Source organism: Streptomyces sp. NBC_01477, assembly GCF_036227245.1.
Classification (GTDB): domain Bacteria; phylum Actinomycetota; class Actinomycetes; order Streptomycetales; family Streptomycetaceae; genus Actinacidiphila.
This window is the reverse complement of the sequence record NZ_CP109445.1, coordinates 3,242,271-3,255,965: the sequence shown is the minus strand read 5'-3', so window position 1 is coordinate 3,255,965 and position 13,695 is coordinate 3,242,271. Positions and strand designations below refer to the sequence as shown.

Annotated in this window: 11 protein-coding genes; 4 read left to right on the top strand and 7 right to left on the bottom strand. The window is 71.3% G+C overall.

The features are described 5' to 3' along the window. Position 1: 1 nt before the first annotated feature. Entirely contained in the window at positions 2-1,045 is a 1,044-nt protein-coding gene (mgrA, locus tag OHA86_RS13160) for an L-glyceraldehyde 3-phosphate reductase (RefSeq protein ID WP_329175202.1), read from the bottom strand. Between the two features lie 164 nt (positions 1,046-1,209). Here mgrA and OHA86_RS13155 point away from each other — a divergent pair, with 164 nt between their 5' ends. The 4 genes from OHA86_RS13155 (at position 1,210) to OHA86_RS13140 (ending at position 6,221) form a co-directional block, all read left to right on the top strand. Next, the gene (locus OHA86_RS13155) at positions 1,210-1,971 is read left to right on the top strand and encodes an isoprenyl transferase (RefSeq protein ID WP_329175201.1); all 762 of its coding nucleotides are present in this window, start codon (positions 1,210-1,212) and stop codon (positions 1,969-1,971) included. Positions 1,972-2,218: 247 nt separating this feature from the next. Further along, entirely contained in the window at positions 2,219-3,538 is a 1,320-nt protein-coding gene (locus OHA86_RS13150; protein WP_329175200.1) for a PhoH family protein, read from the top strand. A 611-nt stretch (positions 3,539-4,149) separates the two neighbouring features. Next, on the top strand, positions 4,150-4,644 hold the full coding sequence (locus OHA86_RS13145) for a transglycosylase SLT domain-containing protein (protein WP_329175199.1): 495 nt from the start codon (positions 4,150-4,152) through the stop codon (positions 4,642-4,644). Between the two features lie 176 nt (positions 4,645-4,820). Beyond that, positions 4,821-6,221 (top strand): AI-2E family transporter, encoded by a 1,401-nt coding sequence (locus tag OHA86_RS13140; protein ID WP_329175197.1) that lies wholly within the window; start codon positions 4,821-4,823, stop codon positions 6,219-6,221. 326 nt (positions 6,222-6,547) lie between these two features. Here OHA86_RS13140 and OHA86_RS13135 read toward each other — a convergent pair whose 3' ends face one another. The 6 genes from OHA86_RS13135 to OHA86_RS13110 form a co-directional block, all read right to left on the bottom strand. After that, on the bottom strand, positions 6,548-8,992 hold the full coding sequence (locus OHA86_RS13135) for an ABC transporter permease (RefSeq protein WP_329175195.1): 2,445 nt from the start codon (positions 8,990-8,992) through the stop codon (positions 6,548-6,550). Beyond that, positions 8,989-9,681 (bottom strand): ABC transporter ATP-binding protein, encoded by a 693-nt coding sequence (locus OHA86_RS13130; RefSeq protein ID WP_329175193.1) that lies wholly within the window; start codon positions 9,679-9,681, stop codon positions 8,989-8,991. Before OHA86_RS13130 ends, OHA86_RS13135 begins: the two co-directional genes overlap by 4 nt. After that, positions 9,678-10,202, bottom strand: a complete 525-nt coding sequence (locus tag OHA86_RS13125; RefSeq protein ID WP_329175191.1) for a PadR family transcriptional regulator — start codon at positions 10,200-10,202, stop codon at positions 9,678-9,680. Before OHA86_RS13125 ends, OHA86_RS13130 begins: the two co-directional genes overlap by 4 nt. Before the next feature lie 90 nt (positions 10,203-10,292). Then, on the bottom strand, positions 10,293-10,499 hold the full coding sequence (locus OHA86_RS13120; protein WP_329182391.1) for a hypothetical protein: 207 nt from the start codon (positions 10,497-10,499) through the stop codon (positions 10,293-10,295). A gap of 112 nt (positions 10,500-10,611) precedes the next feature. Then, the gene (locus OHA86_RS13115; protein WP_329175190.1) at positions 10,612-11,577 is read right to left on the bottom strand and encodes an SPFH domain-containing protein; all 966 of its coding nucleotides are present in this window, start codon (positions 11,575-11,577) and stop codon (positions 10,612-10,614) included. A gap of 147 nt (positions 11,578-11,724) precedes the next feature. Continuing rightward, positions 11,725-13,182, bottom strand: coding sequence for a catalase (locus tag OHA86_RS13110; RefSeq protein ID WP_329175188.1), 1,458 nt, complete (start codon positions 13,180-13,182; stop codon positions 11,725-11,727). Positions 13,183-13,695 lie beyond the last annotated feature (513 nt).

The window sequence follows — 13,695 nt, the reverse complement described above, 5'->3', positions numbered from 1 at the left end:
ACTACGCGTCGCTGCTGACCGACCAGAGGTTCACGCCGGCCGGCTCCACCGCGTGGCGGTCGATCTCCGCCAGCTCCTCCGCGGTCAGCGGCGCTGCCCCGACCGCCGCCACATTCGCCTCCAGCTGCGCCACCGAGGACGCCCCGATCAGCGCGGACGTGACCCGGGGGTCACGCAGCACCCAGGACAGCGCGAGCTGCGCCAGCGACTGGCCGCGCCCGGCCGCGATCTCGTTGAGCGCCCGCAAGCGGGCGACCGTCTCGTCGTTGACGAGCGCCGGGTTCAGGGACTTGCCCTGTGCGGCCCTCGACCCCTCCGGGATGCCGCCGAGGTAGCGGTCGGTCAGCAGGCCCTGGGCGAGCGGCACGAAGCCGATGCAGCCCATGCCCTCCTCCTCCAGCACGTCGAGCAGGCCCTCGTCCTCGATCCACCGGTTGATCATCGAGTACGACGGCTGGTGGATGAGCGCGGGCACGCCCAGGTCCCGCAGGATGCGGGCGGCCTCCCGGGTGCGCTCGGGGCCGTAGGAGGAGATGCCGACGTAGAGCGCCTTGCCCTGCTGGACGGCGGACGCGAGCGCGCCCATCGTCTCCTCCAGCGGGGTGTCGGGGTCGTAGCGGTGGGAGTAGAAGATGTCGACGTGGTCAAGGCCCATCCGGCCGAGCGACTGGTCGAGCGAGGACAGCAGGTACTTGCGCGAGCCCCATTCGCCGTACGGGCCGGGCCACATGTCGTAGCCGGCCTTGGTGGAGATGACCAGCTCGTCGCGGTAGGGGCGGAAGTCCTGCGCGAACAGGGTGCCGAAGTTGGCCTCGGCGGCGCCGTAGGGCGGGCCGTAGTTGTTGGCCAGGTCGAAGTGCGTGACGCCGAGGTCGAAGGCGCGGCGCAGGATGGCGCGCTGGGAGTCCAGCGTGCGGTCGTCGCCGAAGTTGTGCCACAGGCCGAGGGAGACCGCCGGCAGCTTGAGCCCGCTGCGGCCGGTCCTGCGGTACTCCATGGAGCCGTAGCGCTCTTCGGCGGCGCGGTAGAGGTTTCTGATGTTCACAGTTCCTCCTTATCACGGGCGGCCGAACCGCTTACTACCTGCACGGCGATCCGTCCGTCCGCCGCGCCGGGCGGCCGGCCGCGCCACGACCCGGTTCGTCCGGACACCCTTTCGGGCAGTACCCTGGCGCCTCAGCGACCGAGCGCAGGAGGGGCTGGTACGCGATGAATCTGCGCGATCTGGTGTACGGGCTGTACTCCCGCAGGGTGGAACGCAAGCTCGACGTGGCCCAGGGTCCCAAGCACATCGGTGTCATCCTCGACGGGAACCGGCGCTGGGCGAAGGCGGCGAGCAGCACCGCGGAGCAGGGCCACCAGGCGGGCGCGGACAAGATCTCCGAGCTGCTGGGCTGGTGCGAGGAGACCGGTGTCGAGGTGGTCACCCTGTGGCTGCTGTCCACCGACAACTTCGACCGGCCCTCCGGCGAGCTGGTGCCGCTGCTGGGCATCATCGAGGACGCGGTCACCGGGCTGGCCGCCACCGGCCGCTGGCGGGTCCACCACGTGGGCACGATGGACCTGCTCCCCGACAGGACGCGGGCGGTGCTCAAGGAGGCGGAACAGGCCACCCACGGCATCGGCGGCCTGCTGGTGAACGTCGCGGTCGGCTACGGCGGCCGGCAGGAGATCGCCGACGCGGTCCGCTCGCTGCTGTACGAGCACGCCGGGCGCGGCACCTCCATCGAGGACCTGGCCGAGATCCTGGACGTCGAGCACATCTCGGAGCACCTCTACACCCGCGGCCAGCCCGACCCCGACCTGGTGATCCGCACGTCGGGCGAGCAGCGGCTGTCCGGCTTCATGCTCTGGCAGAGCGCGCACTCCGAGTACTACTTCTGCGAGGTCTTCTGGCCCGCCTTCCGCAAGGTGGATTTCCTGCGGGCGCTGCGGGACTACGCCGCCCGGCACCGGCGCTACGGAGCGTAGCCGGGCGCTGACCTGGACAAAACGGCTGTTGACGGCACAGCCGGCGGAGTTACCGTGGCTGGTGTCGCGGTCCGCCCCGCCGCCGAACCGGGGGCGAGCGGCCGGTGACCGGATCATGACCGTCGGGTGACTGTCATATGCATCCGCATGGGTACCGGATTTCCCGGGCATACCACTGGCAGACCGGCATCCGGCCCACGGTTGCCGGACCGCAGCCTCACCTCTCCCCGAGGGGGTTCGTCCACACGTGGTGACCAGCAAGAATCGCCGTGTTCACGACCGGCGCACGTACGTACTCGACACCAGCGTGCTGCTCGCAGACCCCAATGCCTTCACCCGTTTCGACGAGCACGAGGTCGTGCTGCCCGTCGTCGTGGTGACGGAGTTGGAAGCCAAGCGCCACCACCCGGAGCTCGGCTACTTCGCCCGCCAGGCGTTGCGGCTGCTCGACGAGTTCCGGATCAGGTTCGGCCGGCTCGACGCACCGATTCCGATCGGCGACTTCGGCGGCACTCTCAGGGTCGAGCTGAACCACTCGGACCCCGGGGTGCTCCCTGCGGGCTTCCGGCTCGGCGACAACGACTCGCGCATCCTGGCGGTCGCCCGCAATCTGCAGGCCGAGGGGTACGACGTCACCGTCGTGTCCAAGGACCTGCCGCTGCGGGTGAAGGCGTCCTCCGTCGGCCTGCTGGCCGAGGAGTACCGGGCCGAGCTGGCGATCACGTCGGGCTGGACCGGCATGGAGGAGCTGACGGTCGGCGCCGACGAGGTCGACGCGCTGTTCTCGCAGGAGACGGTCGAGCTGGCGGAGGCGGCGGACCTGCCGGTGCACACCGGGCTCGTGCTCCAGTCGGAGCGCGGCAAGGCGCTGGGCCGGGTCACCCCGGACGGCCGGGTGCGGCTGGTGCGCGGCGACCGCGAGGCGTTCGGCATCCACGGCCGCAGCGCGGAACAGCGCATCGCGCTGGACCTGCTGCTGGACCCGGACGTCGGCATCGTGTCGATGGGCGGACGCGCGGGCACCGGCAAGTCGGCGCTCGCCCTGTGCGCGGGCCTGGAAGCGGTCCTGGAGCGCCGCCAGCACCGCAAGGTGATGGTCTTCCGGCCGCTGTACGCGGTGGGCGGCCAGGAGCTGGGCTATCTGCCGGGCAGCGAGGCGGAGAAGATGAGCCCGTGGGCTCAGGCCGTCTTCGACACGCTGTCCGCGGTGACCTCCAAGGAGGTCATCGAGGAGGTGGTGGCCCGAGGCATGCTCGAAGTGCTGCCGCTGACCCACATCAGGGGCCGCTCGCTGCACGACGCCTTCGTGATCGTGGACGAGGCCCAGTCGCTGGAGCGCAACGTGCTGCTGACGGTCCTGTCCAGGATCGGCGCCGGCTCGCGGGTGGTGCTCACCCACGACGTGGCGCAGCGCGACAACCTCAGGGTGGGCCGGTACGACGGAGTGGTCGCCGTGGTGGAGAAGCTGAAGGGACATCCGCTGTTCGCCCATGTGACCCTCACCCGTTCCGAGCGCTCCCCGATCGCCGCGCTGGTGACCGAGATGCTGGAGGACGGCGGGGCCTGATCGTCTTGTACGATCACCCGATTTGCCCATCGATGACGTGAGTTGAGGCTGCTGCGCCCTCCGCGGAGGGCGCAGCAGCCTAGCGTTTTCCGGGCCGCGAGGGCGAGGAACGACGCACACCACTCGATGTGACCTTTGCCACTCAACCGGAAATTGCCGCGCGGCGTCCGCGTACGGCAGGGTGTGAGGCTGTCAGGCCCCGCTCATGGCACACCCGGACCCCTCGGGGAACGGGACAGCACCACCACACAAGTCAACAAGGACCGCCATGAGCCGCCCGAGCAGTACGCGAATCCGCCACGGACTTCGCACCGGGCCAGTACCCCTGTGACCGACCGGCCCGTACGGCGGACCGGAGAGGGGGGCAGTGCCAGGGGCACGATTTCGCCCGTGCGGTCACCAATCGGGCGATGCCGGAAGGAAACCGTGTGAGCCGGATCTCGGTCCGGGGATTCGCGGTGGCGTCAGCCACTGCGGTCACCACTGTGGGCGCCGTTGTGGGCGTCGCGTCGGGCGCAGACCAGGGCACAGCCAATGAGCCTGTGGAAGCCGCCGGGACGACGACCCTTCTTGCGGACATTCCCGCTGGACAGCAGGTTCAGCAGGCGTCGTTGACCGACCAGGTGCAGGCACAGTCCGACGCCGCCGACGCGACGGCGCGGCAGGCCGCGGAGCAGTCCGCCCGCAAGCAGGCGGCGCAGGACGCCGCGGCGAAGAAGAAGGCGGCGGACGACGCGGCGGCCAAGGAGCGTGCCAAGACCCTGGCTGCCAGCCGCGGCGACTCGCGTGCCAGCTTCCCGGTCCAGGCCAACTACACGGTCGCCGAGGTCCAGGCGATGGCCAAGCAGATCGTGGGCAGTGGGCAGTACGCCTGCTTCTCCAACATCGTGACGCGGGAGAGCGGCTGGCGCTACACCGCCAGCAACGCCTCCTCCGGCGCGTACGGCCTCGTCCAGGCGCTCCCCGGCTCCAAGATGGCCTCGGCGGGCGCCGACTGGCGGACCAATCCGGCCACGCAGATAAAGTGGGGCCTCAACTACATGAACGTCCGCTACGGCAGTCCCTGCGACGCCTGGTCGTTCTGGCAGGCGAACCACTACTACTAGGCCGACCGCGTACCGGCCGGCCGTCGTCGTGAAAACCCCCGAGCCCGCATGGGCCGGGGGTTTTCCCGTGCCGCCCGACCGCCTCGGCGCGGGTGCGGACGCGGAGGCAACCCGGGCGGCGGGTAACGTCGTCCTGCACAGCAGTGCAAAAAGACGGTCAAGGGCGGGGGAGAGCGATGCCGGAGAAGCGCCACTGGAATACCGCGCTCGCAGCCGGGCTGGCCAACCTCGCGGGCCGGCTCGAAGAGCGGCATTCCGAGGTCACCGCGCGGGACGCGGCCGAGGACCTGTCGCTGATCAGTCCCGTACCGCGGCCGGAGCCCGGGCCGGCGCCGGACGCAGGGTCGGACGACCCCGCGCCCGAGGGTGCCGCGCCCGCGCCGGCGGTCCCGGCCCAGCGGACCGTGCCGCAGAGCGACCCGGCCACGGTGGTGCCGTGGAGCATGCGGGTCGCCGCCGAGCTGGGCTGGCGGCTGCTGATCCTGGCCGGCACGGTCTGGGTGCTGATGCGGGTGATCGGCGCGGTGCGCCTGGTGGTGCTGGCCTTCGTGGCAGCGCTGCTGATCACCGCGCTGCTCCAGCCGTTCGTGGCCCGGCTGAAAAGAATCGGCGTGCCGCGCGGGTTGGCCACCGCGATGGTCTTCTGCGGCGGCTTCGTCGTCATGGGCCTGGTCGGCTGGTTCGTCGTCTGGCAGGTGATGGACAACATCGACAATCTGTCGGGCAGCCTCCAGGACGGTATCGCCGAGGGCAAGAAGTGGCTGCTGAACAGCCCCTTCCATGTGACCGACGACCAGATCAACCAGGTCGCGAAGAACCTCAGCGACGCCATCGGGTCCAACACCAAGGCGCTCACCGACGCCGGGCTCGAAGGCGTCACGGTCATCGTCGAGCTGCTGACCGGCATGCTGCTGACGATGTTCAGCACGCTGTTCCTGCTCTACGACGGCCCGAACATCTGGAAGTGGGTGCTGCGGCTCTTCCCCGAGGCCGCCAGGGGAGGGCTGGCCGGCGCCGGGCCACGCGCGTGGCGGACGCTGACGCTGTACGTGCGGGGCACGGTGATCGTCGCCCTGATCGACGCGATATGCATCGGCGTCGGCATCTTCTTCCTCGGCGTGCCGATGGCGGTGCCGCTGGCCGTCGTCATCTTCCTGTCGTCGTTCGTCCCGCTGGTCGGCGCGGTCGCCTCCGGCTTCATCGCCGTCGTGGTGGCCCTGGTGACGGAGGGGCCGTTCACCGCGCTGATGGTGCTGGCGGTGGTGCTGGCGGTGCAGCAGATCGAGGGCCACATCCTGCAGCCCTTCATCCTGGGCCGGGCGGTACGCGTCCACCCGCTGGCGGTGGTCCTGTCCGTGGCGGCGGGTTCGCTCGTCGCGGGCATCGGCGGGGCGGTGGTGGCGGTCCCGCTCGTCGCGGTGAGCAACACGGTGGTCGGCTACCTCCGCGCGTACTCCCGCGAGAGGGCCATGGCGACGGCTCCCTCCGCCCCCGGGCCGGCGCCGGACCCCGCCCCCGTCCCGGACGACGTCCCGGACGCCGTCCCTGATCCGGAACCGGCCCCCGACCCGGCGTAGGGCTCCCGCCAGGGGTGCGAAAGTTCTGCGGCGCCCCTCCGGCAAGGGGGCGCCCCCCGAGGCTGCGGTGCTTCCGCGGTGCCTCCGCACAAGGGGGCGCCCCACAGGGGCGCGGGGAACTGCGCGGCCGGCCCCCACCGGTCGCGCGGGTCGTTCCGGCCCGGAGGGGCTGTTCGGTCCGCTCCGGACCACCGGACGGTGGGTGGTCGCTCGCGCCGTTCCCCGCGCCCCTGGGGTGGTGGCAGCCGTCGCCATATGACGGCGAGTGGGGGGCCGGGCGCGCCGTTCCCCGCGCCCAGCCCCCCACTCACGAGCTGCCCTGTGGGCTATTCCGTGTGGAGGCCGTCCGGGCGCATGAGGCGCCACAGGGGTGGCAGGCTCAGCAGGGTCACCGCCAGGACCACGGCGGCGCCGATCGCCGACATGATCGCGACGCTGCCCCAGTCCATGTGGAAGGACCGGCCCACCATCGCCAGCAGCGCCGCGCCCAGGCCGATACCGCCCGCCACGGCCAGCGCCAGGCCGAGGACCACCGGGATGGTGGTTTGCCACAGCACCGACCAGCCCAGCGCACTGCGCTTCGTGCCGAAGGCGACCAGCACCGCCAGCAGCTTCTTGCGGTCCCGCAGCTGCTCCAGCATCGTCACCAGCAGGCTGGCGCCGATCAGCGCCATGGTGAGGGTCGCACCGGCGAACAGGCCCCGGCGCAGCTGGACGTAGGCGCCCGTCGTGCGGGTGCCGCTGATGTCCATCACGTACGTGCCGACCCCGAAGGTCGCCGCGGTGTTGCGCACGTACTCGGCGGCGTCGTGCTGGCGGCTGTCGAGGCCGACCATGATCCGCGAGTCCGGGTCGAACAGCTCGCTGCCGTCGATGGCCTCGGGAGTGGCGAAAATGCCCCACACCTGGTCACCGGCCGGGTCGGTCCGCACCGCCGCGGTCGGCGTGTGCGCCGGGATCGTCCACAGCCTCGGGGTGCCGGCGTAGCGCTCTGTGTAGCTGGTGTTGAGGTCGATCCTGCCGCCCGCCTTGAGGTACGGCAGCGCGTCGCCGTTGTCCTGCTCGCTGGGCGGCGGCACCACGAAGGTGCTGCCAGGGCCGCAGCTGCTGATGACGGCCAGCTGCCGCAGTGTCGTACAGTCGCCGACGGTCACCGGCAGATAGGTGTAGTCCGGGCTCCCGCCCTTGAGGGTGGACGCGTCGGGCCGGGTGGCCTGGGACCGCAGATAGCCGACCGCCTCGTGCACGCCCTTGGTCGCGGCGACCTGCCGGATGTCGCGGGTGGTCTGTTCGCTGGTGGTGTCGTTGGTGGTGACCGTCATCTGGGCGCGGGTCGGGTCGGCGCCGGTGTCGGACACGAAGTCGCCGCTGACCGCGGTGAAGAGCATCTGCAGCGCGATGGCGCCGGCGACGGCCACCGTCACACCGCTGACCATCCGGGCCGAGGCGTTGCTGTTCAGCTGGAGCCTGCGGGTGGCGAGCTGCCAGGCGACCGGACCGCCGCGCAGCCTTCCCACCGCCGTCTCGACCAGCCACGGCAGCACCGCGGTGACCCCGATCAGCAGCAGGATCGTGCCGGTCGCGATCTGGTACTCGTTGATCGGTGCGGTGCCCCTGACCTTGCCGAACAGCGGGACGAGCAGGGCCAGTCCCGCGACCGGGATCAGCAGCCGCCACCAGAGCCTGCGCCGCCGTCCGACGCCCTGCCGGACCACGCCGAGCGGTTCGATGACCGTACCGCGCAGGCTGAGCAGGGTCACCGCGATCGACGCGACGGGCACCGAGACCGCGATCAGTACGGTCAGCGCGGTGTTCGGCATCAGGTCGGAGGGGAAGGCGGAGATGTCCCTGATGGAGATGCGGGCCGCGAACTGCCGGGCGATCAGGAAGAACACCCCGCCCAGCAGCACCCCGAACAGCGCGCCGAACAGCGCCTCGCCGGCCGCGACCCGGCGGGTCATCCGGATGTCGGCGCCCACCAGCCGCAGTGCCGCGAGCCGCCGGTCCCGGCGTTCACCGCCGAGGCGTACGGCGGTGCCGATGAAGACCGCGACCGGCAGCAGCAGCACCACCAGGACCATCACCAGCAGCAGGTCGAAGACCGGCCCCTGGGCCTCGTGACTGCTCTCGCGGCCGAAGCCGTCCAGCCGGTCGGCGCTGCCGTGCGCCCCGAGCGAGTCGTGGGCGACGAGCTTGTCGCTGCCCGCGTAGTAGTACAGGTCGGCCGGTCCCATCAGCCCGGCCTTGCCTATGGTGCCGGTGATCTTGTACGGGAGGCGCTCGCGCAGCAGCGGCGCGGACGCCAGCAGCTTCTTCAGCGCGGGGGAGACCACCATCTGCCCGGGCGGCGGCATCGCCGTGACACCGGGCGGCGGCTTCGCGGCGGGTCCGTCCGGGTGCAGCAGGACACCGGTGATCGTCTTGTCGCGGTAGATGGTGCTCGCGTCGGCGAACAGGAAGCTGTGGTCGCTCGGTTTGACCGGCTGGCCGAACGACAGGGTGTCGCGGGCCATGCGCCGGTCGTCGCGGGTGTGCATCATCGCCGGCACCGCGGCGGCCAGCAGCAGCAGCGTCACGCCGAGCGCGACGCCGACGGCGGTCAGCACCGTACGCGTCCAGCCCTCGCGTCCGCCGCCGGCCGCGAAGCGCGCGCCGAGCAGCAGATCGCGCAGCCAGGTCCGCGCGTCGGCGGACGGTTCCGGTGCCCGGTCGCCGCGGGGGCCGCCGGCGGTGGCGTCGAAGCCGGCGAGGGGCTCGTGCGAGGACGTCATGACACGCGTTCCATGTCGCGGGACTTCCCGTCCCGCACGACGATCTCCCGGTCCGAGTACGCGGCCACCCGCGCTTCGTGGGTGACCAGGACGACGGCGGCGCCGGTGTCGTGCGCGGCTTCGGTCAGCAGCCGCATCACCCGCTCGCCGTTCAGCGAGTCCAGCGCGCCGGTCGGCTCGTCGGCGAAGACCACCCGGGGGCCGCCGACCAGGGCGCGGGCCACCGCGACCCGCTGGCCCTGGCCGCCGGAGACCTCGCCGGGCCGCTTGCCCGCGATGTCGGTGACCTCCAGGCGCTCCAGCCACTTGGCGGCCTGCGCCTCGGCCTCCTTGCGCTTGCGGCCGCCGAGCCGCATCGGCATCGCCACGTTCTCCAGGCAGGTCAGCTCGGGCACGAGCTGGCCGAACTGGAAGACGAAGCCGAAGTCCGTACGCCGCAGGGCGCTGCGTCCGCTGTCTGACATCGCCGCCAGGTCGCGCCCGCGGTAGCGGACCTCGCCGGCGTCGGGGGTGACGATCCCGGCCAGGCAGTGCAGCAGTGTGGACTTGCCGGATCCCGAGGGTCCCATCACGGCGACCACCTCACCGGACCGCACTGTCAGATCGGCGCCGTCCAGTGCGGGGGTCGGGCCGTAGGCCTTGCGCAGGCCGGTCGCGACGAGCAGGGGTTCCTGGGCTGTGGCGGTCACTTGGTCACCTCGGTGGCGAGCTGGTCGAGCCGGGCGGCGGTCAGTTCCAGCCACCGCAGGTCGGCTTCGAGATGGAAGAGCGCGTGGTCGCAGATCAGCTGGTCGCTGAGGTCGCCGGCGGACTTGCGCCGGGTCAGCTCGCGCATCAGCCGCAGGTGTTCGGCGCGCTGGGTGTCCAGCAGGTCGGCCGCGGGCCGGCCGGTCAGCAGGGCGAGGACGACCTTGGTGTAGAGGGTCGTCTGCAGATACGGCTCGGGCTTCTCGGGCTGCGAGAGCCAGGCCTCGACATCGGTCACACCGGCGTCGGTGATGGCGTACCGCTTGCGCTCGGGGCCGCCGCCCGGCTCTATCCCGTCGACCTCGACCAGGCCGTTCTTCAGCAGCCTGGCCATCGTCGAGTAGACCTGGCCGTACGCGAGCGGCCGGTCGTGTCCGAAGCGTTCGTCGAAGGCGCGCTTGAGGTCGTAACCGTGGCGCGGGCCGGACTCCAGGAGTCCGAGCAGGGTGTGGCCGATTGACATGCGGAGCACAGTACACCATGGGTATACATCACGTGTATACCCATGGTGAATAACTGGCGCCTCCGGGCATCGGGACGGCATTGCCGCAGGTCAGACGGCGGTGTCCGGAGGTGAGGAAGGTTCGGTCTTCGGCGGGCGGCCGCGGCGCGGAATCGGGCCCGCGGCCGACGGGAGCCTGCCCGCGTCTGCCAGCGCGCGGCGCAGCAGGAACTCGATCTGGGCGTTGGTGCTGCGCAGTTCGCCCGCCGCCCAGGACGCGAGCGCGTCATGGACGGCGGGGTCGAGCCGCAGCAGCACCTGCTTGCGCGCCCCGCGGGTGCGGGCGGGCGCACCGGCCGGCTCGGGCGGGCCGGTGCTCTGGGTGCGGTCGGCGCCGGGTTCGCCGGGCTCCGTCACGTCGGGCGCTCCGTCACTGGTAGAGGGTCCCCGTGTTGAGCACCGGCTGGGCCGCGCGGTCGCCGCAGAGCACCACCAGCAGATTGCTCACCATGCTGGCCTTGCGCTCCTCGTCCAGCTCGACGATGCCCTGCTCGGCGATCCTGGACAGCGCCGACTCGACCATGCCGACCGCGCCGTCCACGATGGTCTGCCGCGCCGCCACGATCGCGCCGGCCTGCTGCCGCTGGAGCATCGCCGAGGCGATCTCGGGCGCGTAGGCGAGGTGGGTGAAGCGGGACTCGATGATCTTCACGCCGGCCGAGTCGACCCGCGCGGCGATCTCGACCGACAGCCGCTCGGTGATGTCCTCGGAATTGCCGCGCAGCGACACCGACGTGCCGTCGTGCGCGTCGTACGGGTAGTTGGTCGCGATGTGCCGGACGGCCGTGTCGGTCTGGATGCCGACGAACTTGACGTAGTCGTCCACCTCGAAGACCGCCTGCGCGGTGTCGGCGACCTGCCAGACCACCACGGCGGCCAGCTCGATCGGGTTGCCGTAGGCGTCGTTGACCTTGAGCACCGCGGTCTCGTGGTTGCGCAGCCGGGTGGAGATCTTGCGGCGGCTGGTGAACGGGTTCACCCAGCGCAGGCCGTCCTGCCGGATGGTGCCCTGGTAGCGGCCGAACAGCTGGCACACCCGGGCCTGGCCCGGCGCGACCTGGGTGAGGCCGAAGAGCGTGATGAGCGCGCCGACGACGATCACGATGCCGAGCGCGATCAGGACGGTCGCCACCGCGCCCGGGTGGTCCTTGGCGCGTACGCCGCCGACCGTGATCAGCGCGGCCCCGCCGAGCACCACCAGCACGGCGATCAGCAGGAACGGCAGCCCCGGCATCCCGACGGCACGCCGCTCGTGGACCCGGGGCGCGGGCATCTCGGGTATCTCGGCGTCGGTGGACGTTCTGGACGGCTGCTGCGGTCCTGTGGGCTGCGACATGGGGTTCCCCCTGCTTCTTCGTCGATCGGTCTAGCATATTGATAGCACATTTTCTGCCAGTGGGAGCAATGCAGCCCCGGGGCACGGGGCTGTCAGCACGTGCCGCGGGGCTGCGGTCCTGCGGTCCTGCGGTCCTGCGGGGGAGGGTCAGCCGGTCTTGACGGCCGCCGCGATCCGGTCGCCGACCTCGCGGTCGACGCTGCGCCAGTAGGCGAAGGCGCGCTCCAGCACCGGGGCGCTGACCCCGTCGCTCAGATGCCCGGCCACATTGCCGACCAGCCGCTCGCGCGCCGCGTCGTCCAGCACGTCGCGCACCATCGTGCCCGGCTGCCCGAAGTCGTCGTCCTCGCGGTGCAGGGTGTACGCCTCCCGCACCATCTCGCCCGCCGCCTGCCAGCCGGCGATGTCCCCGTACGCCTCCGGGGAGGCGGCCGGGCCGCCGTACGAGTTCGGCGCGTAGGGCGCGCCCACCCGGTTCGGCTCGAAGCGCATCGGGCCGTCCTTGGCGTACGAGCGCACCGGTACGTGCGGCCGGTTCGGCGGCAGTTGCGCGTAGTTCGGGCCGATCCGGTAGCGGTGCGTGTCGGGGTACGAGAACAGCCGCCCGAGCAGCATCTTGTCCGGCGACGGGCCGATGCCCGGCACCATGCTCGACGGCTCGAACGCCGCCTGCTCGATGTGGACGAAGAAGTCCTCCGGGTTCTCGTCCAGCGTCATCCGGCCGACCTCGATCAGCGGGTAGTCGCCGTGCGGCCACACCTTCGTCAGGTCGAACGGGTTGAAGCGGTAGTCCGCCGCGTCCTCGAACGGCATGACCTGCACGTACAGCGTCCAGGACGGGTGGTCGCCGCGCTGGATCGACTCCCACAGGTCCTGCCGGTGCGCGTCGGCGTTCTCCCCGGCCAGCGCGTCCGCGTCGGCCTGCGGCAGGAAGTCGATGCCCTGGTCGGTCTTGAAGTGGTACTTCACCCAGAACTTGGTGCCGCCCGCGTTGATCCACATGAACGTGTGCGAGCCGTAGCCGTTCATGTGCCGGTACGTGCGCGGGATGCCGCGGTCGCCCATCAGCCAGGTGACCTGGTGCGCGGATTCCGGCGACAGGGTCCAGAAGTCCCACTGCATGTCGTTGTCGCGCAGCCCGTTGTCCGGACGGCGCTTCTGGCTGCGGATGAAGTCCTGGAACTTGATCGTGTCCCGGACGAAGAACACCGGGGTGTTGTTGCCGACCAGGTCGTAGTTGCCGTGCTGGGTGTAGAACTTCAGCGCGAAGCCGCGCGGGTCCCGCCAGCTGTCCGGGCTGCCCTGCTCGCCGGCCACCGTCGAGAAGCGGGCCAGCATCTTCGTCTCCCGGCCCGGCTGGAAGAGGTCCGCCTTGGTGAACTGGCTGACGTCGTTGGTGACCCGGAAGTGCCCGTAGGCCCCGCTGCCCTTGGCGTGCACGACCCGTTCCGGCACCCGTTCCCGGTTGAACTGGGCCATCTTCTCGATCAGGTAGTGGTCCTGCAGCAGGATGGGGCCGTCGGCGCCGAGCGTGAGCGAATGCTCGTCGCTCTCCACCGGGATTCCCGCGTTGTTCGTCGTCGGCGGTACGTTCTGGGTGGTCATGGCTGCTTGTCCTCCCGCCCGGTGCCGCATGGATCACCGGGGTGTGGGTCACGTGGCGTGTACCCAACTTCCCACCCGACGCCACCCCAAGCATTTCGGCTCCGCCGCGCAAGGGGGTGACCTCTCCCCTGCGACCCCCGTTCGTGCGGCTCCCCTCCGCAGGGGGCGCGCTTGCGCTGCGCGGCGGCAGGGGTTCCGCTGGGCGGGCTTACGCGCTGCCGGGTGCGCGAGTCGTTCCGGGGCGCGGGGGACCCACCACGAGTCGTGCGGCGGTGCGGCGCCGCTGCCCCGGGGCGCGGGGAACTGCGCGGCCGGCCATCGGCGGGGTGCGGGTCGCCACCGGGCGAAAGGGGCTGTCGCTGTCGCATCCGGACCACCGGCCGGTGGCGGGTTGCTCGCGCAGTTCCGCCCCCAGAGCTTCGCCTGGGGGCACCCCCAGCCGACAGGGCACCGCACCACCCCCGTGCCCGGGGAAGGGGCACCCCCTTGCGTCAAGGGCACCCCAGCCCCGCG